General features: G+C 67.6%; 17 protein-coding genes. 11 read left to right on the top strand and 6 right to left on the bottom strand.

The features are described 5' to 3' along the window. Positions 1 to 40: 40 nt before the first annotated feature. Positions 41 to 1774: a L,D-transpeptidase family protein gene (locus tag BMX32_RS14290; protein WP_244511534.1), complete on the top strand. Its 1734-nt coding sequence runs from the start codon at positions 41 to 43 to the stop codon at positions 1772 to 1774. 6 nt (positions 1775 to 1780) lie between these two features. Here BMX32_RS14290 and BMX32_RS14285 read toward each other — a convergent pair whose 3' ends face one another. Next, on the bottom strand, positions 1781 to 2278 hold the full coding sequence (locus BMX32_RS14285; protein ID WP_089979737.1) for a DUF421 domain-containing protein: 498 nt from the start codon (positions 2276 to 2278) through the stop codon (positions 1781 to 1783). Between the two features lie 102 nt (positions 2279 to 2380). Between BMX32_RS14285 and BMX32_RS14280 the strand changes: the two genes are divergently transcribed. The 8 genes from BMX32_RS14280 to BMX32_RS14245 all read left to right on the top strand — a co-directional run bounded on the left by BMX32_RS14280 (position 2381) and on the right by BMX32_RS14245 (position 8814). Continuing rightward, positions 2381 to 3121, top strand: coding sequence for a 2OG-Fe dioxygenase family protein (locus BMX32_RS14280; protein ID WP_029213791.1), 741 nt, complete (start codon positions 2381 to 2383; stop codon positions 3119 to 3121). Positions 3122 to 3236: 115 nt separating this feature from the next. Beyond that, the gene (locus tag BMX32_RS14275) at positions 3237 to 3605 is read left to right on the top strand and encodes a BON domain-containing protein (protein WP_211664229.1); all 369 of its coding nucleotides are present in this window, start codon (positions 3237 to 3239) and stop codon (positions 3603 to 3605) included. 16 nt (positions 3606 to 3621) lie between these two features. Continuing rightward, positions 3622 to 4140 (top strand): hypothetical protein, encoded by a 519-nt coding sequence (locus BMX32_RS14270; protein WP_029213789.1) that lies wholly within the window; start codon positions 3622 to 3624, stop codon positions 4138 to 4140. 193 nt (positions 4141 to 4333) lie between these two features. After that, a complete protein-coding gene (locus BMX32_RS14265) occupies positions 4334 to 4675 on the top strand; it encodes a hypothetical protein (protein WP_029213788.1) in 342 nt (113 codons plus the stop codon). A gap of 10 nt (positions 4676 to 4685) precedes the next feature. After that, positions 4686 to 5585: a bestrophin family protein gene (locus tag BMX32_RS14260; protein ID WP_029213787.1), complete on the top strand. Its 900-nt coding sequence runs from the start codon at positions 4686 to 4688 to the stop codon at positions 5583 to 5585. A 5-nt stretch (positions 5586 to 5590) separates the two neighbouring features. Beyond that, entirely contained in the window at positions 5591 to 6391 is an 801-nt protein-coding gene (locus BMX32_RS14255) for a CHAD domain-containing protein (RefSeq protein WP_089979735.1), read from the top strand. An 87-nt stretch (positions 6392 to 6478) separates the two neighbouring features. Beyond that, the gene (locus BMX32_RS14250; RefSeq protein WP_089979733.1) at positions 6479 to 7201 is read left to right on the top strand and encodes a 3-keto-disaccharide hydrolase; all 723 of its coding nucleotides are present in this window, start codon (positions 6479 to 6481) and stop codon (positions 7199 to 7201) included. A 320-nt stretch (positions 7202 to 7521) separates the two neighbouring features. Next, complete coding sequence (locus tag BMX32_RS14245) at positions 7522 to 8814, top strand: carbohydrate-binding protein (RefSeq protein WP_089979731.1); 1293 nt, start codon at positions 7522 to 7524, stop codon at positions 8812 to 8814. A gap of 106 nt (positions 8815 to 8920) precedes the next feature. Here BMX32_RS14245 and BMX32_RS14240 read toward each other — a convergent pair whose 3' ends face one another. From BMX32_RS14240 to BMX32_RS14230, 3 genes are read right to left on the bottom strand one after another with little or no spacing between them, the layout of a single operon-like run. After that, a complete protein-coding gene (locus BMX32_RS14240; protein ID WP_089979730.1) occupies positions 8921 to 10072 on the bottom strand; it encodes a calcium:cation antiporter in 1152 nt (383 codons plus the stop codon). Positions 10073 to 10128: 56 nt separating this feature from the next. Further along, positions 10129 to 10782, bottom strand: coding sequence for a hypothetical protein (locus BMX32_RS14235; RefSeq protein ID WP_089979728.1), 654 nt, complete (start codon positions 10780 to 10782; stop codon positions 10129 to 10131). A 51-nt stretch (positions 10783 to 10833) separates the two neighbouring features. Beyond that, the gene (locus tag BMX32_RS14230; protein ID WP_089979727.1) at positions 10834 to 11364 is read right to left on the bottom strand and encodes a helix-turn-helix transcriptional regulator; all 531 of its coding nucleotides are present in this window, start codon (positions 11362 to 11364) and stop codon (positions 10834 to 10836) included. A gap of 266 nt (positions 11365 to 11630) precedes the next feature. Here BMX32_RS14230 and BMX32_RS14225 point away from each other — a divergent pair, with 266 nt between their 5' ends. Then, on the top strand, positions 11631 to 12269 hold the full coding sequence (locus BMX32_RS14225) for a response regulator transcription factor (protein WP_280140847.1): 639 nt from the start codon (positions 11631 to 11633) through the stop codon (positions 12267 to 12269). Here the strand turns inward: BMX32_RS14225 and BMX32_RS14220 are convergent. Together BMX32_RS14220 and BMX32_RS14215 are read right to left on the bottom strand one after the other, a co-directional pair. After that, positions 12266 to 15259 carry a sensor histidine kinase gene (locus tag BMX32_RS14220; RefSeq protein ID WP_089979724.1) on the bottom strand — a complete coding sequence of 998 codons (2994 nt, stop codon included), beginning with the start codon at positions 15257 to 15259 and terminating at the stop codon, positions 12266 to 12268. The genes BMX32_RS14225 and BMX32_RS14220 overlap by 4 nt on opposite strands. Further along, positions 15260 to 18229, bottom strand: coding sequence for a sensor histidine kinase (locus BMX32_RS14215; protein WP_170843668.1), 2970 nt, complete (start codon positions 18227 to 18229; stop codon positions 15260 to 15262). It lies immediately after the preceding gene. Between the two features lie 285 nt (positions 18230 to 18514). Here BMX32_RS14215 and BMX32_RS14210 point away from each other — a divergent pair, with 285 nt between their 5' ends. After that, positions 18515 to 19858 (top strand): epoxide hydrolase family protein, encoded by a 1344-nt coding sequence (locus BMX32_RS14210; RefSeq protein ID WP_089979720.1) that lies wholly within the window; start codon positions 18515 to 18517, stop codon positions 19856 to 19858. Positions 19859 to 20001: the final 143 nt, after the last annotated feature.

Below are 20001 nucleotides of genomic sequence, written 5' to 3'. Positions count from 1 at the left end.
GCATTAAGAAAGCTCGTAATAATTAAGGAAATGATAGCCAATGACTATGGAATCGAGGCTGCTTCGCATTCCCGTCTGCCTCGCCATGATCGTCGCCAGCCAGGCCGCGACGGCTCAGCAGACCATCCCTTCGGCCGCCTCCGCCGCCGCGCCGCCGCCCATCGTCGTGGCCGAGCCGGCGACGACCGCCACCGTCGCTCTGGCACCCCCGTCGTCCGAGGATCCTCTTGCACAGGCGATCTTCGGGCGGCTCCAGCAGATGACGCCCATCGATGGCGGCCCCCTTCCCCGCGCCGACGCCGCGCTCGGACGCGCCGTCGCCGATTTCTACGTCCAGCGCCATTACGCGCCCGCGTGGTCCGACGAGGCCAACGTTCGCCAGCTGCTGGGGGGCCTCGCCTCCGTCGAGGGAGACGGCCTGCTGCCCGAGGACTACCACCTCTCGGAACTGACCGCGGCGGTGAACGATCGCGTGCCGCAGTCTTCCGATCCGGTCGCGCATGCGGAGTTCGAGATCGCCGCGACCAGCGCCTACATCACCGCCCTCGTGCAGCTCGCGCGTGGCAAGGTCGATCCCGTTCGCCTCGATCCGACGTGGAACTTCGACCCGGCCGCGATCGATCCCGCGCAGGGCATGTCCATGCTGCAGACCTCGATCGACGAGCGGAGCATCGACCAGGCGTTCGCCATGGCCCGGCCGCAGAACCCGCTGTATGCGCGCCTCCGCGACGCGCTTGCCGCATTGCGGGCCACCGCGGCGCAAGGCGGCTGGCCCGCCGTCCCGGAGGGTCCGTCGCTGAAAGCCGGCATGGTGGATCCGCGCGTCGGCATGCTTCGTGCCCGCCTCGTCGCCGGCGGGTACCTGGACCCGACCCTCGCCATTGGCGACCGCTTCGACAATCCGCTGACCGACGCGGTGAAGCGGTTCCAGGCCGACCAGTACCTCGAGGCCGACGGTAGCGTGGGCACCGAAACGCTCGTCGCGCTGAACGTGCCGATCGCCACGCGCATCGCGCAGGTACGCGCCAACCTCGAACGCGCGCGTTGGTTGCTGCATTCCCTGCAGGGCACCTTCGTGGTCGTCGACGTGGCCGGCTACAAGATCAGCTACTACCGCGACGGCCAGCCCGTGTGGACGTCGCGCGTGCAGGTGGGCAAGCCCTACCGAAGCACGCCGATCTTCCGCTCGCAGATCACCTACGTCACGTTCAATCCCACGTGGACGATCCCGCCGACGATCCTCAAGAACGACGTGCTGCCGAAGGTTCGCCGCAACCCGTCGTACCTCGCCAACAACCGCATCCGGGTGCTGGACAGCAGCGGCAACACGATCTCGCCGTCCCGCGTGAACTGGTCCAGCCCGCGCGGCATCACGCTGCGGCAGGACGCCGGTCCGGGCAATTCGCTCGGTCAGGTGGTCATCCGCTTTCCGAACTCGTTCGCGGTGTACCTGCACGACACGCCGCATCAGGAACTCTTCGAGAAGGCGAAGCGCGACACCAGCTCCGGATGCATCCGGGTCGAGCGTCCGCTGGAGCTCGTGGAACTCCTCTTCAACGACGCCCAGAAATGGAACCGGAGCGCGATCGACGAGCGCATCGCTGCGAAGAAAACGCAGAACGTCACGCTGCCGACGGCCGTGCCCGTCCTCCTCGCCTACTGGACGGTCGACGTCGGCGAGAACGGCAAGCTCGCCTACAAGCCCGACGTCTACGATCGCGACGGCTCGCTGGTCGCCGCGCTGGACAAGCCGCAGCCGGTCAGCGTGCCCTGAGCGCCGTCAGCCGCCGCGACCCTGCAACGCCTCGTCCTGGCGGATGAACGTGATCTTGCCGTTCGGCTCCAGCCGCGCGATCACCACGCTGCCCTCGTGCTCCATGCCCGCCGCGTGCAGTGCCCGGTTGAAGGCGGCCTCCGGTATGTCCTGGCGGCGCAGCTCGACCGCGTCACGCCGGCCATCGCGCACGAGGATCGCAGGCATGCCTTCCACCACCCGGTTGAAGCGCGGGCTGCGCGTGCAGAACCATGCGAGGACGCGGTTCGTCACGAGAATGCTCGCCACGCCGATGAAGGCGCCGAGGTAGCTGTGATCGTCCCCGATGATGGCGGTGCGCAGCGTGCCGCCGGCGAGTACCAGTACCAGCACGTCGAAGGCCGACATTTCCCCGAAGCTGCGTTTTCCCGCCAGCCGCATGAGGGCCAGCAGACCGAGATAGGTCAGGACGCCGCGGCCGGCGAAGTGCCACCACGGCTCCGACAGTTCGAACCATTCGTTCATGACGCGATACCCTCCACGATGTCGGACCGTTGTGGGCTCTCGCCCGCATGGGCGGAGTGAACGTGCGCCGTCCCACGCCCGGCGCGGTCGTATACTCCCCGGATGAACGCATCCGCCGAGCCGTACGACACCGCCCTCCACGATCAGGTCGACCGAGAGGGCTTCGCCTTCGTGCATGGCGACGCGATGCGCGGACTTGTCGAACACGTCGGCCCCCTGACCGACCTTGCGGCATTCACCGCGAGCTGGAACGCGCTGGAGCCCGACACCTACCTGGCCGCCACGGGCCGGTTCCGCCGGCGCCGCCACGCCACCTACGCGGGTACCCGATTCGGTCACGTCGAACCGCGGAAGCACCAGGCGCACTACCAGACGCTGGCCTACAACGCGCTGCAGGGCGACATCGAGCGCTGGTTCGAACCAGTGCTGCCGGAGATCGCCACCGGCCCGACGATGATGGCCATCCTCGACTACTGCCGCGACTTCTTCGGCGGTCTGTCGCCAGAGATCGCGCACTGGCACATCGAGGTGCACCAGTTCCGCATCGAGGCGACCGCCGGTGCCGCCGGTGAACCTACGCCGGAAGGGAGCCATCGCGACGGTGTCGACTACGTGCTGGTGCTGCTCGTCGACCGGGAGAACATCGCCAGCGGGACCACCACGATCCATTCGCCCGACGGCAGGTCGCTCGGTGAGTTCACGCTGGAGCACCCGTTCGACGCGGCACTGATCCATGACCCGCGCGTCTTCCACGGCGTGACACCGGTAACGCCGATCGACGCCGGCAAGGCGTCCCACCGCGATGTACTCGTCGTGACGTTCCGCGCCGCGCCCGCGGGCTGACGCACCTCGCTTCAGCGGCCAGCCGGTCACGCGAACGGGCCGTCGCACCCCCTGCACCACCGGTTCACGGCCCTCCCGGCGTACTGCGCTTCGTCGCAGACACCGAGACACCACCGTGAACCGAAGCGTCCCCGCCCTCTTCCTGCTCGGCCTTGCCGTCGCGGTCCCCGCCATGGCGCAGGACACGACCAAGGTCGACAACACCGCCATCAACCAGCGCGACCGGCACGCCGAGAGCGCTACACCGATGGACCAGCCGAACAACGCCGAGGACATCCGCCTCGCCGCCGCCGTGCGCAAGGCCATCGTGGCCGACGACGCGCTCTCGACGATGGGTCAGAACGTCAAGTTCATCGCCACCAAGGGCATCGTGACCCTGCGGGGCCCCGTGAAGGACGACGCCGAAAAAGCGCGCATCGAAGCGCTGGTCAAGGGCGTCGCCGGCGTATCGCACGTCGAAAACCAGCTCGATATCAAGCACTGACCCACCGAGGCCCATCATGAACGCATCCATCTACTGCACCGCACGCACCGTGGAACAGGCCGAGCGCATCGTCCTGGAACTCAAGCAGGCCGGCTTCCTCAGCGACGACATCTCCGCGCTGCTGCCCGATCGCCGCGGCACCCGCGATTTCGCGCACGAGCACAACACGAAGGCGCCGGAAGGCGCGACGACCGGCGGCGTCGTCGGTCTGGGCCTCGGCGCGGGTCTCGGCTGGCTGGCGGGCATCGGCGCGCTGGCGATTCCCGGCGTCGGCCCTTTCATCGCCGCGGGCCCGATCATGGCAGCGCTGGGCGGCGCCGCTGTCGGCACCGCGACCGGCGGCATCCTCGGCGCGCTGGTCGGTATGGGCATTCCGGAGTTCGAGGCGAAGCGCTACGACGCCAAGATCCGCGAAGGCAACATCCTGATTTCCGTGCACACCGAAGACGGCAAGCAACGCGACGCGGCCCGCGACGTCTTCAAGCGGAACAACGCCGACGACATCGCCACGCGCTCGGAAGCCAGCGTCGGCTGATATCCACAGGCGCTGTGGAAACTTACTGCATAACCGTGTGGATAAGTCCGACGCCGCCTTGTGCGGCGCGGACTTAGGTCTTACTGGTCACGGAATCGTCACATCGACGGACGACCGTGCGATGTCCGATGTTCTCAAACCCGCGCCCTGGCGACCGTGCGACAATGCGCCTATCGCAGCTTCAAGCACCACGATGAACTCATCCGGCAAATACGATTTCAGGCAATTCCAGGATGAGCTTGCCGCCCTCGACCGCAAGGCGGCGAAGCCGGAAGCCGCGCCTCCGCCGCCCGCACCCGCCGAGCCCCCCGCACCGAAGCGTCGCGGCCGTCCGCCCAAGGTCGACCCGCTCGCCGGCGCCCGCGCCGAGTTCGAAGCGCTCAGGCTCCGGCACGGGCTGACCGTCGCGAACGTCGTGTCGTGGTTCCCCGAAGAAGAAGGCGTCGCCTACCTGCAGGCGCTGATCGCCGCCAGCGAGCCCAAGCCGCGCCGGCGCCGCAAGAAAACCGACGAATCCGACACCGACGCCAGCTGATCCGCGCGCCATGGTCCGCAGCCGAACCCCCAGCGTCCGTTCCGTGCTCTTCGCGCTGAACGGATCCATCGTGCCCGTCATCTGGCCACGCGTGCTCTACACGTTGGTCCTCTCGGCGATCGTCGTCTGGGTCGACTTCCACGTGCTCTCGCTGAAAGTAGGCCTCAACGCCGCGCCCCTGACGCTGATGGGCCTCACCCTTGCGATCTTCCTCGGCTTCCGCAACACGGTGGCCTATCAGCGCTGGTGGGAAGCCCGCACGCTCTGGGGCGAGCTGATCACCAGCGTGCGCAACCTGGTGCGCCAGGTGCTCGCCTTCATGCCCGCGTCGTCCGCCGCGCAGCGCGCCGATCTGGCCAACCGCCTCATCGCCTACGCGCATGCCCTGCGCCATCACCTCCGCGAGAGCGATTCGTCCCCGGACCTCGAGCGCTGGATTCCCGATCCCACCGAACGCGCGTGGGTACTCGCCCAGCCGAACCGCCCCGCGGCGATCCTCGCCCGTGCCGGCAAGGCCTACGCCGACGTGCTGCGCGACGAAGGCGGCGACGCCATCCTGATCGCCGCGGTCGACCGCGAGTTCGGCACGCTGTCGCACACCCTCGCCGGTTGCGAACGGATCCACGGCACGCCCATCCCCTACGCTTACCTCCTGCTGCTGCACCGGACGGTGCACATCTACTGTTTCCTCCTGCCCTTCTGCCTCGTCGGGCTGATGGGCTGGTTCACGCCGCTGGTCGTGGGCGTCCTCGCCTACACCTTCTTCGGCCTCGACGCCCTCGGCGACCAGATCGAAGACCCATTCGACCTGATGCCCAACGACCTGCCGCTCGACGCCTACTGCCGGACCGTCGAAAACGACCTTGCCGTGCTGACCGGCAACCCTATCGTTCCGAAACCTGCTATCTAACGGGCATGTCCCCGGCCCAGCCACCTCGCCTCGCCGAAGCGCTCGCCGCCCTCGCAGCGCGCGAGTGCCGTGCCGCCGAACGCGCGCTGGCCGATACCAAGCGACGCCATCGCGGGGTCCATGAAGCACGCAAGGCGATACGCCGGCTGAAAAGCCTGCTCCTGCTGGGCCGGAAGCCCTTCGCCGATACGCTTCCGGCGATCGAGCGCGCGCTCGCGCAACTCGCTGGCGGGCTGTCGCCGCTGCGCGACGCCAGGGTCGCCGCCGACGTCGCGCGTTCGCTGGTGGGTCCGTCGCCATCGCTCGCGTGGCGCGGCGCCATCGAAACGCTCGAGCACCGCTGCGAAGGCCACCTCGTCGAAGCGCTGCACAAGGATCCTCGGTTCCTCAAGCGACGACGCATGCTGCGCGAGCTCGGCGTCGCCATCGCCGGGCTGCCCTGGCGAAGGCTCGGCCGCGCGCGCATCGAAAAGGAACTCGCCCGATCGGAGAAACGCGTCCACAAGGCATGCAAGCGCGCGACGAAAGACCCCACGTCGATCAACCTGCATACCTGGCGCCGCCGCGTCCGGCGGTTGCGCATGCAGCGGGAAGCGTGGCGCGGAGTCGCGAAGGCGATCGGCATACCGCCCTACCGGCATGCCAGACGCGACAAGGCGGAAACCCGTGCCCTGTCGAAGCTGTCCGACACGCTCGGCGCACGGCAGGACCTGAAAGCGCTGAACGCAGTGCTTGGCAAACTGGGCGATCCCGCCACCGTCTCGCCGCTTCGGGTACAGGTCCGCGAGGCCCTCAAGGCACTCTGAGCGAACGGAAGTCCAGACGGCCATACCTCGCCGCATGGCGGGCATGGGAATCTGCGCTACGCTCGACCCTTTGCCCCGGAGCGCGACATGATCAGACCTTACGTCAAGGCACTCGCCATCGCCTGCTGCATGGCCGTTCTTCCCGTCCACGCCGCCGACGACGGCAAGGGCTGGAAGCCGTTGTTCGACGGCAAGACGCTCGATGGCTGGCATTCGTTCGGCCAGAAGGGCACCGGCAAGGACTGGAGTGTCGTCGACGGCTCGATCCAGCTCGCGCGCGATCTGAAAGCACCGCCGCAGGACTTTGCGGACCTCGTCACCGACGGCGAATACGAGAACTTCCACCTGAAGCTGGAATGGAAGATGACACCCTGCGCCGACGCCGGCATCATCTTCAATGTCAGCGAGGCGCCGAAGTACCACCAGACGTGGGAAACCGGCCCCGAGATGCAGATCGCCGACCTGGCCTGCACCAAACCCGACAGCTACACGCCGAAGCAGCGTGCCGGCGACCTGTTCGACCTCATCTCGTCCGACGTCGAAAACGTGAAGGAAAACGGGAACTGGAACGCGGTCGAGATCATCGTCGACCACGGGCACGTGCAGTTTTTCCAGAACGGCCACAAGACGGTGGACACGACGATGTGGACACCGGCATGGGACGCGCTCGTTGCGAAGACCAAGTTCGCGAAGATGCCGGGCTTCGCGCACTTCCACCGGGGGCACATCGCCTTGCAGGGCGGCGAAGACAAGGGCGTGGAGCCCATCCGCATCCTCTTCCGCAACATCGCGATCAAAGAGCTCCCCTGATCCGCAAATACGGCAAGGGCCGCCTGTCCATCGTTGTCATCCATGGCGACGAGAGGACAGGACGGCGTGGGGCGGCCTGTCGCGCCGCACCAGCCACCCCGGCCCATCGCCACCGCATCGAGCGCGGAAATCGCGCCGCATCGCGCCATTTCCTGTCCACCGGACATTGCTGTCCGACATCACACTTCGCGCGTTTCCCGATAGACAACGTTGTCATCCGGGCCTAGATCGAGAGTCGCTTTCGCAGTCGTTAGTTGGGCAGGCATGACAAGGGGATCGCAGGCGACCCCTTCCATTCACTCTCGATCTGGAGGCGCTCCATGTTCACGATCCCGCACATCCGTCTGGCCGCCGGCACTGGCACAGGCACCCTCGCCGTGGCCATCGCCATGGCGCTGTCTTCCGTCGTTCCCGTGCACGAAGCGCGCGCCGCTGGGGCGTGCGCCGCGGCGTGGAACGCGTCCGCGGTCTATACCTCGGGCAACACGGCCAGCCGCAACGGCAGCAACTACCTCGCCAACTGGTGGACCCAGGGCAACGATCCGGCGACCAGCAGCGGCGGCCCCGGTTCCGGCCAGCCCTGGACGTCGCAGGGCGCGTGCAGTGGCGGCGGTACGCCGCCGGACAATCCGCCGGACAACCCACCCGACAATCCGCCCCCGAGCGCCGGCGACCTGTTGTTCAGTCCGTACAAGGACATCACGATCAACCTCGACTGGAACACCAACGTCATGTCGACCATGGTCACCGGCACGCGATTGCCCGTGGTCGGCAGCGGCAGCCTCGTGTCCACGCAGGTGCCGAACCTCGGCGCGATCACGCTGGCGTTCGCGTCCGGCGAATGCGGCAGCGAAAACTGGGGCGGCGTTCCGGCACCGGCGTTCGCCAGCGCGAACATCGGCCGGCTGAATAGCGCAGGCATCAACTACGTGGTGTCCACGGGCGGTCAGGCCGGCGTCTTCACCTGTAGCAGCGCGACGGGCATGGCGAGCTTCCTCTCGCGCTACATGACTCCGCACATGGTGGGCGTCGATTTCGACATCGAGTCGGGTCAGACGCCTGCGCAGCTCAACGCGCTGGTGAGCAACGCCGTCTACGCCGAGAGCCTGTACCCCAACCTGCGCTTCTCGTTCACGCTCGCGACGCTGGCCGCGTCGGACGGCAGCTACGGCGGGCTGAACGCCACCGGCGACGCGGTGGTGCGGGTGGTGAAGGCATCGGGACTGAAGAACTACACGATCAACCTCATGACGATGGACTACGGCAGCGCCGGTCCCGGCATCTGCGTGGTGAAGAACGGCAGCTGCGACATGGGCCAGTCGGCCATCCAGGCGGTGCTCAACCTGCAGCACACGTATGGCATCCCGTCGAGCCGGATCGAGATCACGCCCATGATCGGCCTCAACGACGTGGCGAGCGAAACGTTCACCGTCGCGGACATCGACACGGTCACCCAGTACGCGAAAGCCAACAAACTCGCCGGCGTGCACTTCTGGTCGCTGGACCGCGACAACCCCTGCGGCGGCGGCTTCGCCTCACCCACCTGCAATTCAGTTCCCGGCACCACCGTGCTGCAATACACGAAACGGTTCCTGTCGGATCTGGGACGGTAGAGGAGCGGTAGAAGACAGGTCCGCTCCTGCAACCGCCGACCGTCTCGGCCGATGCGGAGCCGCTGCGGGAGCGGGCCTGGCCGCGAACGCTCTTTCGCGACGTGATTCAGGGCAAGAACACGAAGAAGATGAACGTGGCGAACAGGACCAGGTGCACGGCGCCCTGCAACAGGTGCGTCCGTGGACTGGAAAACGTCACGACCGACATGAACAGGGTGAGCACGAAGAGCACCAGATCGGTGTGCTCCAGCCCCAGCCTGATGGGGTGCCCGGTCACGCGACTGATCAGGAGAATCGCCGGAATCGTCAGGCCGATGGTCGACAGGACGGAACCGAGGAACACGTTCACCGACCGCTGCAGCTCGTTGCGGTTCGCGGCCCGCACCGCGCCGATTCCCTCCGGCGTCGCGACGAGGATGGCCATCGCCAGTCCACCCAGCGCGACCGGCGCGTGCAGCGTCTCGAGCACGTAGTCGATCGGCACGGCGAGATGGTCGACCAGGAACACCACCGGAATCAGGTACGCGACGAGGAGGGCCGCGGACGTACCGGGTCCGCGGTCGTTCGCGCGCCCCCGCGTATGCTGCGCGGGCGGCGCGTCCTCCACGAAGTACCCGCGCAGGCGTCGATTCTGGAGGAAGAGAAATACGCCATAGAGCAGGAACGCGAAGATCGCCAGGAACATCTGGTGCGACCCGCGCTGCAGGGTACCCACGGTGCCACGGGCGAACTCGGGCATCACCATGGCGAGCACGCCGAGAGGCACGATCAGTCCGAGGTAGGCGTTCGCGCCCTGCAGGTTGTAGGACTGCTCGTTGTGCCTGAAGCCACCAAGCAGGAGCGACATCCCGACCATGCCGTTGAGCACGATCATCGTGACGGAAAACAGCGTGTCGCGCGCCAGCGTGGGATTGTTTTCGCCATGCAGCATCACGGCCGTGACGCTCATCACTTCGATCGAGGTCACCGCGAGCGTGAGGATCAGCGTGCCGCGCGGCTCGCCCAGATGATGCGCGAGGTGTTCCGCGTGCCTGACGACGGCCACCGCGCAGCCGAGCACCACCAGGAACAGCCACGCGAAGACGCAGATCAGCCACTGCGTGCGCTCGAGCCCGGACAGCAGCGCCTCCGGCACCACGAGAAACGCGACGCAGGTGAGGTACGCCACGGGCAGCAGCTTTTCGCCCCGCACCACGGACGGCCAGCGGATCTTCGGTATCGGCGGCGGCGTGTCGGCGAAGTCCGGCGTGGGGTCCATGTCTGCTTCCGGTGGGACGCTGGGGCGATCCTAGCATTCGCCTGCCCGAGGCCGGATCAGAACGCGAGGTTCACGCCCATGTTGATCCAGCGATCGCTGGCGTCGCCGAGCCCTCTGCCCACGACGAGATCGATGCTGTCGTCGCCGAACGGCAGCCGGACACCGGTCTGCCACGTGCGTCCGGTGCCCGCGGTGTCGAGGACTTCCGCCAGCAGCGTCAGGCTCGGCGACACCGTGAACTCGACGCCACCGCCGAGCAGGCGCTGCGCGCCGTCGCCGCGCGGGCGCACCGCGCCGAGATTCACATTGAATGCCCAGCGACCGTTCGGGTCCGGCAGGAACGTCGAGGCCACGTAAGCCTGCGATGTCTGCGTGCGTCGCCGCTGCCATGTCGTGCCCACCGCCAGCGCGGCGGAAAGACGAGGCCCACTGGCGAACTGCCACTTCACGCCGGGCGATGCGCTGCCGCCGCCGACGTGCGCACCCGTGGCGAGCTGTGCCGAGAACTCGACCGCGCCCCACGAGCATGCCGGCACCGAGGTGACGCTGCGGGCAGACGTGCGGAACTGGAGCCAGCTTTCCAGCTGGCAGTGCGAGGGCGGCGCGATGGCGCCGTCGTCGACGAGATAGCTGCCGCCCGAGGCGAAACACCCGGGACTGGCCAGCAGGCAAAGCCACAGCGGCGGATGGAGTCGACGCCTCTGCGTCATGCCCTTGCGTCCCCTTGGATCGAAGGGCCTAGGATACCGCCGGCCGCGCCGTTACGCGGCGGCCCGAGCCGGTGGACCCGCCATCTGCCGCCGCCACGCGCCCGGCGATATCCGGCGAAACTTCGAGAAGACGTTGGTGAAGTGGCTCTGGTCCGAGAAGCCACAGCGCGCCGCGACTTCGACGAGCGGAATCTCGTGCATCGCCAGCAGTCGCTCGGCTTCGCGGATGCGGTGCTCCATGTGCCAGCGCGACGGTGTCATCCCCGTGCTCGCCTTGAAGGCGCGCGAGAAGTGGCTGCGGGACGTCCGGCAGGCGACGGCCGCTTCGTGGACGGCCACGTGCAGGTCCATTTCCGCCGCGAGATGATCGAAGGCCATCCTCAGCTGCCAGCTGGCCAGTCCGCCGCGCACGCTCGCGGCGGCGGCATCGCCAGGCATGCCCATGGCGTGCCGGGCCGCGGCCAGCGCCTTCGACAGGTGCTCGATGAATTCGTCCGACGGACGGGCGCGATCGACCCGGGCCTGGTGAAGAAGGATCGATAACGCGTCCTCGACGGAGGACAAGAGCAAGAACGACGACATGGGAGGCTCCCTTCTGGCTGCATACCGGTCTGCGTGCCCCTCGGCCCGGTATGACCAGACTAGGGAGCCCGCCTTGCCGCCGAAACCTCCGGACGTGGCCGGGAGACACCCCTTCGTGCAGATGGCGGTCACACTTTCGTGTCGGGCGCCGATTCATCCATTTGGGTATTGAACGAGGCGCTGCTTCTCACGACCATTGGACGGGCTACGGCAGTCGTGGACGGGCTGGACGCGCCCTGGCGGCACCGAGAAAGGGAGATACCTGCGTGAGCGACGCGAGCGCCAGCCCGGAGAAGATCCGGATCCTGATCACCGACGACCATCCCGCCATGCGGCAGGGATTGACGTCCGCGATCGCGCGCGAGCCCGACATGGAGCTCGTGGGCGAGGCTGCCGATGGCGGCGAAGCCATCGAGAAGTACCGCGAGCTGCGACCCACGGTCGCGCTGCTCGATCTGCAGATGCCCAACGTCGACGGCCTCGAAGCCATCGAAGCCATCCGCAAGGACTTTCCCGACGCGAACATCATCGTACTTACGAGCTACCCGGGCGACGCACGCGTGATGCGGGCGCTCACCCTGGGCGCCACGTCGTACCTGCTGAAGTCCGCCACGCTCGACGAGATCATTCGTGCGATCCGCGCATCGCTGACGGGGAGACACGTCGTCGCCTCCGAGATCGCCTATCAGATCGCCCTCCACGCCGGGTCGGAAAACCTCACCGCGCGCGAGCTCAGCGTGCTTCGCCTCGCCGCCGCCGGCAAGGGCAACAAGGCCATCGGCGAAACGCTGTTCGTCTCGGAAGACACCGTGAAATCGCGGATGCGCAGCATCATGGCGAAGCTGGGCGCGGCCGACCGCACCCACGCCGTGATGATCGCCGTGCAGCGCGGCTTCCTCGACTAGGCGGCTTCCCTCGGCGGCATCGCGCTGCCCGGCATGTAGGCCCGTCGTGCCGGAATGCGCACGTGAAGTTCCGTGCCCTCGCCCGGGGCCGTGTCGATGTTGAGCACGCCGCCGATGCGCCCAACCCGCTCGCGCAGCCCCACGAGCCCGAAATGGCTGGTCGTCGGTGTCGTGCCGGCCACCGGCATGCCCGTGCCGTCGTCGGCGACGCTGAGCCAGAGGGCGTCGCTCGCGTAGTTGAGCACCACGGTGACGGTGGTGCCCTTCGAATGCGCGAAGGCGTTGCGCATGCCCTCGAGCGCGATGTGCCGGAGTTCGTGCGTGCAGTCGGGGCGTAGCGGGCGCGCGTCACCGGTCGCGTCCAGCACGAAGGCGAGGCCATGGCGCTGCTGAAGCAGCGATCCTTCCGCGGCGAGGTCGTCGTACAGCGCCAGCCCCGTGTCGCCGCTACGTCGCAACGAGAGGATGCGCTGGCGTCCTTCGATGATGGCGTCCCTCGCCTGCGCAGCCAGTTCGGCGATCTGCGCTCGCCACGATGGAGGAAAGCGTTCGTCGCCCGCCATGCCCTGCAGCGTGAGCGAGAAACCATGGAACCGCTGCAGCAAGGTGTCGTGGATGTCGCGTGCGACGGCGTCGCGTTCGTCCGCCCGGATGCGCATGCGTCGCTTCAGGCTGCGCGTACGCACGCGGTACCAGAGCCAGATCAGGGCCAGCAGCGGCAGGAACGCCAGCGCGCGGAACCACGTCGTCTCATGCATCGCCTGGTCGCGCGAGAAGGCCAGCCGCATCGGCGTCCCGCTCGTCTCGCCATCCTCGCCGACGGCGATCACCTCGAACACCAGCTTGCCCGGTGGCGGATTCGTGAAGATCGCCTCCCGGCGACTCCCCACGTCTTCCCATTCGTCGCTGAGCCCGCGCAGGCGGTAGCGAAAGTGCACACGCGTGCCCAGGGTCAGCGCCGCGGCCGTATACCCGATGCGAATCGCACGGACGTCGCCGCCGAGCACGATGTTCTTTCCGAGAGCGACGTCACCGGCGTTCGTCACCATGTATTCGATCACGGGACGTGGTGGCGGCAACGCGCCAGGCATCGCTTCGGGATCGATCCATGCGAGGCCGGCGGTGGTCTGCGCCCAAAGGCGACCATCGGCGCTCGCGCGCAGCGTGGGCAGCGTGCGATCGGGGTCGGGCGCACCGGGCACGCCATCGGCTTCGTCGAACAGGCGATAGGCGAACGCCTTTCCCTGCGGGCCCATGGCCGCCGCCAGCGACGCCGCGTCGATCCGGGCGACGCCGCCGAGCGTGTGCGCCCAGAGATTGCCGTGGCGATCGAGGTAGAGGCCCGTCGTAGGGACGAAGGCGTCGGCGTTGCCGCCCTTGACGTCGACGAACCGCGAGCCGTCGAAATACTGGATCCCTTTTTCGCCGCCCAGCCACGCCCCGCCGGCGACGGGCAGGATCGCGCTGAGCACGCCCGCGCGGAGACCCTCCTTCTCGCCCCACTCGGACGTCTTGCCGTCTGCCAGCCGGACCAATGACGACCGCCCGGCCATCCACACGGCATCGTCGTCGCCCACGGCCATCGATCGCGCCATGTGCGGCACCGGCGTCGCCGGCGCCCATCGGGTGCCGTCCCAGCGCATGACCGTGCCGGCGGACTCGTGCTGGCACGTGTACACGATCCCCTTGCTGTCGCGCACGATGCAGGCCGGCATGCCCACGGCGGCCTTCGCAGGCAGGGACGCCAGCGGCCGGTAGCCCTGCGCATCGGCGGTCCACACACCGTCCGTGTTGGCGATCAGGGCGGTGTCGGTCCGCGCGTCGAGAAAGACCGCGAACACGTACTTGGCGATGTCGGTCGTCTGCCACGGCGCCGGCGGATGAGCATGCAGCACCGGCAGCGTTTCGTTGCCCACCCACACCTCGCCATGGGAGAGCACCGCCGCCGAGACTTCATGGATGCCTTCCGGCAGTCTGATCTGTGTGAACGCGCCCCGGCTGAAGCGGTCGATGCCGCTTTCCGTGCCGATCCATACGTTGCCTTCCCTGTCCTGCAACACCGGCCAGACCACGCCGCCGCTCAGGCCATCGGTCTTCCGCATCGATTCGAAGACCGGCACCGCGTGGTTCGCTTCCGCGGCGGCCATCGCGTCGCGCGAGATAAACACGACGCCGCGCGCCGGCGACGTGATCCATACGTTGCCGTCGCGATCCTCGATCAGGCCGAATGCGCTGAAACCGAGCGGCTTCGCCACCTCCGTCAGGTGCGTGCCGTTCCGCCTGAAGAAGCGAATGGACTCGGCCGATACGGTGTAGACGCGTCCGGATCGCTCGGGCAGCACCTTCCGCGCATCCGCCGGCGCCTCGTCCACCGGCACGGCGACGGTCTGGCCGGCCGGAATGACGAGCGGCCCTGCCGACACGCGCGGGAGCCAGAGGTTACCGTCAGCGTCGAAGCGACCATCGCCGCGAGGCACCTCCGATCCCGCGGGGTAGCGCATCATCCAGGCGCCGCGTTTCTCGTCGAACGAGCGCACGCCTTGCGGCGACCCCATCCATACCGTGCCGTCGGATGCCGTGAAGAAGCGACCGTTACCCGTGGTGAAGCCGTCGGCGGCTCCGAACGTGCGCAGATGACCGTCGCGAATCAGCGTGGGCCCGGTGCGCGCGTTGGTGACCCAGACGCCGCCGTTCTGCGCCGCGACGATCCGGTCGACCTGCGCCTGCTCGAAACGCTCCCCCGCGACGGGCCGGAAGGGCGTGAAGGTGACGCCGTCGAAGCGCGTCACGCCCTTGGTGCCGATCATCCAGAGAAACCCGTCGCTGGCCTGCACCATGCCCGCGACGTCGCCCGGTGCGCCGTCCTTCTTCAGGAACGCCGTGTGCTGGAACGAGCCCAGCGTGTCGCCCGGCTTCGCCGCGACGCACGTGACCACCGCCACGATCGCGAACAACCACACCCTGCCGATCACTCCGAGGCGTTCCCGCATCTAGGCTCTTTCCCTCGCTGATCCACGCGCGTACGCGTTACGGGCCGGAATCTTCACATGCACCTCGGTGCCCTCGTCGGGCGCGGTGTCGACGTGAAGCACGCCACCGGCCCGGCGGACGCGCTCCGACAGCCCGACCAGGCCGAAGTGCGTTCCATCCTGGACACCCGCTTCGGCGCCCGGCATGCCGCGGCCGTCGTCAAGCACACTCAGCCACAACGCATCGTCGGCATAGTTGAGCACCACGCGGACGGTTTCGCCACCCGAGTGGCCGAAGGCGTTGCGCATGGCCTCGAATGCGATGTGCAGGATCTCGCGGCTGCACTCGTCGCGTAGCGGACGCGGCTTACCCTTCGCGTCCAGCACGAAGGCCAGCCTGAAGCGCTGCTGCAGCAGCGAGCCTTCGGCGGCGATCTGGTCGTAGAGCGCCAGCCCATCGTCGCCGGCGCCGCGCAGGGAAAGGATCCGCTCGCGGCCCTCGAGCAGCGCGTCGCGGGCCTGTCCGGACATGTCCGAGATCTCCGCGCGCCGTCGCTCGGGAATGGCGTCGTCCGCGGCCCAGGCCTGCAGCGACAGCATCACGCCATGGAACCGCTGGAGCAACGTGTCGTGGATGTCGCGCGCGACGGCCTCACGCTCGTCGATGCGGATCTGCATCTTGCGACGCAGGCTGCGCGTGCGAAGGTAATGCGCCAGCCACACGAGGCCGAGCAACGGCAGGACGGCGAGCGAACGGAACCACCAGCTCTCGACGGTGGACGGATGTCGCGTCATCGCGAGCGACGTCACGGGGCTCGCGAGGCCGGACGCGCCGACGGCCATCACGTCGAACACGTAGTCGCCGGGCGGAACGTTGGTGAAAACGGCTTCGCGACGTGTCCCGACGTCCTGCCAGGCGTCGGCGAAACCGGCCAGCCGATAACGGAAATGCACTTTCCCGCCTTCGGCGAGGGCCGGAGCCGTGTAGCCGATGCTCAGCGAGCGCTCGCCGCCGCTCAGATCGATGCGTTCACCCTTCACGCGTCGGGGGCCAGCCTCGGTGAGCAACGACTCGATCACCGGCCTGGGTGGCGCACTGGCGACCGGCAGGCGGTCGGGATCGATCCATGCGAGGCTGGTCTGCATCTGCGCCCAGATGCGCCCGTCGGGCCCGGGGCGCAACGTCGGAAGCGTCCGATCGGGATCGGGCGCGCCGGATAATCCGTCGTCGTCGCCGAACAGATGGAACGCCATGGTCCTGCCGCGATCGCCCATCGCGGCGGCCAGTGACGCTCTCTCGATTCGCGCAACGCCGAGGAGGGTGTGCACCCAGAGGTTCCCATGCCCGTCCAGCGCCAGGCCCGTCGTCGGCTTGAACGTTTCGCCATCGCCGCCCTGCACCGTGATGAAGCGCTTTCCGTCGAAGAACTGGATGCCGTTCTCGCCGCCCAGCCACACGCCACCGGCCACGGGAAGGATCGCCTTGACGGGAGACGTGCGCAGGCCGTCCTTCGCCGTCCACGTCTGCAGCTTCTCGCCAGTCAGCCGGAGCAGCGACTTCTGCTTGCCGGTGCCCATCCATATCGCATCGTCGCGATCCACCGCCATGACGCGCGGCTTCTCGTCGGGCAGCAGGGCTTCCCACCGGGCGCCGTCCCAGCGATAAGGCCCGGTCTTCGGCGACAGGTGGCAAACGTAGACACGGCCCTTGCCGTCGCTCGCGACACAGGGCGGATTTCCTACGAAGGCTTCCGCCGGCATGGGAGCGACACGGCGAACGCCTGCGTCGTCCACCGACCAGAGACCGTCCGGGTTCGCTAGCCACGTCGTGTCGGTGCGGGTGTCCTGCGACATCGCGAAGACATTCTTCGAAACCATCGTCTCCCTGAAGGCCGCGGGCGGCCGCCCCCTCGAGGCCGCTTGCATCAGGCCACCGATCCACACCTCGCCGTCGCGTCGCACGGCGACGGATACCTCGCTCATGCCGGCAGGCAGTCCGACGCGGGTGAACGCGGTGCGCGTGAAACGGTCCACGCCGCTGCCCGTGCCGAACCAGATGTTGCCCGCGCGGTCTTCCAGTATCGGCCAGGGAATCGCGCCACTCAGTCCGTCGGATTGCTTCAGGCTTTCGAATGCCGGCAGACCATGCGAGCGCTCGGCATCTTCCATGGCTTCGCGCGACACGAACACGGCACCGCTGCGCGGCGACGACACCCACACGTTGCCTCGGGTGTCTTCGAGCACGAAGTACGAGCCGAATTCGAGCGGCTTCATCGTCTCCACGAGTGACGTGCCCTCGCGGCGATACACGCGCACCATCGTCGACGACGTCAGGTAGATGCGTCCCGACCGGCCAATGAACACCAGCAACGACCTGTCGGGCCCGCCTTGGATCGGCCGCAGCCGGTCTTCTCCCTTCGGCACTACCATCGGCGGGCCGGCCGCCATCGAAGCCCACAGGTTGCCGTCGACATCGAACGCCGCCTGATTCACCGTGGAACTGGCAGGCGCCGGAATGCGACGTATCCATCGCCCTGCCGCCGGATCGAAGAGAAAGATGCCGTCGTCGCCGCATGCCCAGATCGATCCGCCCGGGCCATCGAAGAAGCGTCCGCTCGCTCCCGTGAATCCCTGCGCCGGCCCGAACGACGTGAGATGTCCGTCGGTTACGAGGACCGGGCCGCCACTGCCGTCGCTGACCCAGAGACCCCCATCGCGTGCCGGGTAGACCTCGAGCAGCTGTGCGTGCTGGAAACGGTTGCCGGCAGCCAGCGTGAGTGGCGTGAACGAGGCACCGTCGAAACGGGTAGCGCCCTTCGTGCCGTTGATCCACAGGAAGCCGTCCGGCCCCTGCACGATGTTCGAGACGTCGGCCGGCGCGCCATCCTTCTTTACATAAGCGACGTGCTGGAAGCTGCCAAGGGAGTCCGCCGGTAGCGACGAGGCGCCACAGAGAAACAGGCCGGCGACGGCCAGCCCCAGTCTCCCCAAGCTCCCTGCGCGAGCCCGCATCCGCTTTCCCCCTGCCCCGCGCCTTTCCGGCAAGAGTGCCCCGCCCATGCCTTCGCGACAAGTGCACCTTTGGATAAGGCGATTCCGCCGCGGCGCGAAGGTTTCGTATCCGAATGTATCGGTGCGTCTCAGGATACAAAGCGATGCAAAAACGCCGCCTTCCTGACACCAGAAGGCGCCAACACGCTCCCTAATCTTTCTCCCATGCCGCCGCCGCTGGCCGCGAGCATCCACCTTCACGATGAAGCTCCAGGGAGAATAACGATGTCATTCGCACACGCCTCGCCGCTCCGCTCGTTCGCCTTCGCCCGCCGCGCGCTGACCCTCGCCGTCGGCATCGCCATGGCGGCACCGGCGCTCTATGCCGCCCCCGCCCATGCCTTCGACACGACCACGGCCGCGCCCGCCACGGCGACGAAGAACGACGAGAGCATCCGTCCGTTCAAGGTGCACGTGCCGCAGGCGCAGCTCGACGACCTGCGCCGTCGCATCCAGGAAACGCGCTGGCCGGACAAGGAAGTGGTGACCGATCAGTCGCAGGGCATCCAGCTCGCCCAGGTGCAGGCGCTCGTGAAGTACTGGGGTACCGATTACGACTGGCGCAAGGCCGAGGCCCAGCTCAACGCCCTGCCCGAGTTCATCACGAACATCGACGGTGTCGATATCCAGTTCATCCACGTCAAGTCGAAGAACCCGAACGCCCTGCCCGTGATCCTTACCCACGGCTGGCCGGGCTCGACGTTCGAATTCATCAAGACCATCGGCCCGCTGACCGACCCGGTCGCCTACGGTGGCAAGATCGAAGACTCGTTCGACGTCATCATCCCCTCGATTCCGGGATACGGCTTTTCCGGCAAGCCCCGCGACCTCGGCTGGGGGCCGGACCGCACCGCCCGCGCCTGGGACACGCTGATGAAGCGCCTCGGCTACACGAAGTACGTCTCACAGGGTGGCGACCACGGCTCCGTCATCTCCGACGCGCTGGCCCGCCAGGCACCCAAGGGCCTGCTCGCCATCCACCTCAACATGCCGGCTACCGTGCCGGGCAATCTGACCAAGCCCATCAACGCCGGCGATCCGGCACCGGCGAACCTCGCACCGGACGAGCGCAAGGCGTATGAATCGCTGAGTAAGTTCTTCGGTCGCGACGCCGCCTACGGCGCCATGATGGTCACGCGCCCGCAGACCATCGGCTACTCGCTGTCCGATTCGCCGTCCGGCCTCGCGTCGTGGATGTACGAGAAGTTCGCGCAGTGGAGCGACAGCAACGGCGTGCCGGAACGCGTGCTCAGCCGCGACGAGATGCTCAACGACATCACGTTGTACTGGCTGACCAACAGCGGTGCCTCGTCGTCGCGCTTCTACTGGGAAAACAACAACAACAACTTCAGCGCTCTGACCCAGCACACGCAGGAGATCAAGGTCCCGGTCGCCATCACCGTGTTCCCGCACGAGATCTACCAGGCGCCGAAGAGCTGGAGCGAACAGGCCTACCCGAGCCTCTACTACTACAACCAGGTGTCCAAGGGCGGCCACTTCGCCGCCTGGGAACAGCCGCAGGAATTCGCGGAAGAACTGCGCAAGGCGTTCCGCTCGGTCCGTCAGTGAGCGTGTGGGAGCGGCCTCGGCCGCGATCGGGGCTCGCCACGAGCACCCGTCGCATCCGGGGCCGCTCCCGTCTGACCGGCCGAAACGACCTGCTCCTACCTAGGTCTAAAAGGGCTGAAACGTCATCGACCCGCCTGGGAACT

The organism is Luteibacter sp. UNCMF331Sha3.1, assembly GCF_900109915.1.
Taxonomy (GTDB): Bacteria; Pseudomonadota; Gammaproteobacteria; order Xanthomonadales; family Rhodanobacteraceae; genus Luteibacter.
Note: the sequence above shows the minus strand (reverse complement) of the source record. Positions and strands in the feature narration are given on the sequence as shown.

Coding starts and splice junctions, on each gene's coding strand:
- BMX32_RS14265 (WP_029213788.1), top strand. CDS start 4,334: ATGAACTCATCCGGCAAATACGATTTCAGGCAATTCCAGGATGAGCTT.
- BMX32_RS14220 (WP_089979724.1), bottom strand. CDS start 15,259: ATGCGGGAACGCCTCGGAGTGATCGGCAGGGTGTGGTTGTTCGCGATC.
- BMX32_RS14250 (WP_089979733.1), top strand. CDS start 6,479: ATGATCAGACCTTACGTCAAGGCACTCGCCATCGCCTGCTGCATGGCC.
- BMX32_RS14255 (WP_089979735.1), top strand. CDS start 5,591: ATGTCCCCGGCCCAGCCACCTCGCCTCGCCGAAGCGCTCGCCGCCCTC.
- BMX32_RS14280 (WP_029213791.1), top strand. CDS start 2,381: ATGAACGCATCCGCCGAGCCGTACGACACCGCCCTCCACGATCAGGTC.
- BMX32_RS14260 (WP_029213787.1), top strand. CDS start 4,686: ATGGTCCGCAGCCGAACCCCCAGCGTCCGTTCCGTGCTCTTCGCGCTG.
- BMX32_RS14270 (WP_029213789.1), top strand. CDS start 3,622: ATGAACGCATCCATCTACTGCACCGCACGCACCGTGGAACAGGCCGAG.
- BMX32_RS14210 (WP_089979720.1), top strand. CDS start 18,515: ATGTCATTCGCACACGCCTCGCCGCTCCGCTCGTTCGCCTTCGCCCGC.
- BMX32_RS14245 (WP_089979731.1), top strand. CDS start 7,522: ATGTTCACGATCCCGCACATCCGTCTGGCCGCCGGCACTGGCACAGGC.
- BMX32_RS14230 (WP_089979727.1), bottom strand. CDS start 11,364: ATGTCGTCGTTCTTGCTCTTGTCCTCCGTCGAGGACGCGTTATCGATC.
- BMX32_RS14285 (WP_089979737.1), bottom strand. CDS start 2,278: ATGAACGAATGGTTCGAACTGTCGGAGCCGTGGTGGCACTTCGCCGGC.
- BMX32_RS14235 (WP_089979728.1), bottom strand. CDS start 10,782: ATGACGCAGAGGCGTCGACTCCATCCGCCGCTGTGGCTTTGCCTGCTG.
- BMX32_RS14240 (WP_089979730.1), bottom strand. CDS start 10,072: ATGGACCCCACGCCGGACTTCGCCGACACGCCGCCGCCGATACCGAAG.
- BMX32_RS14290 (WP_244511534.1), top strand. CDS start 41: ATGACTATGGAATCGAGGCTGCTTCGCATTCCCGTCTGCCTCGCCATG.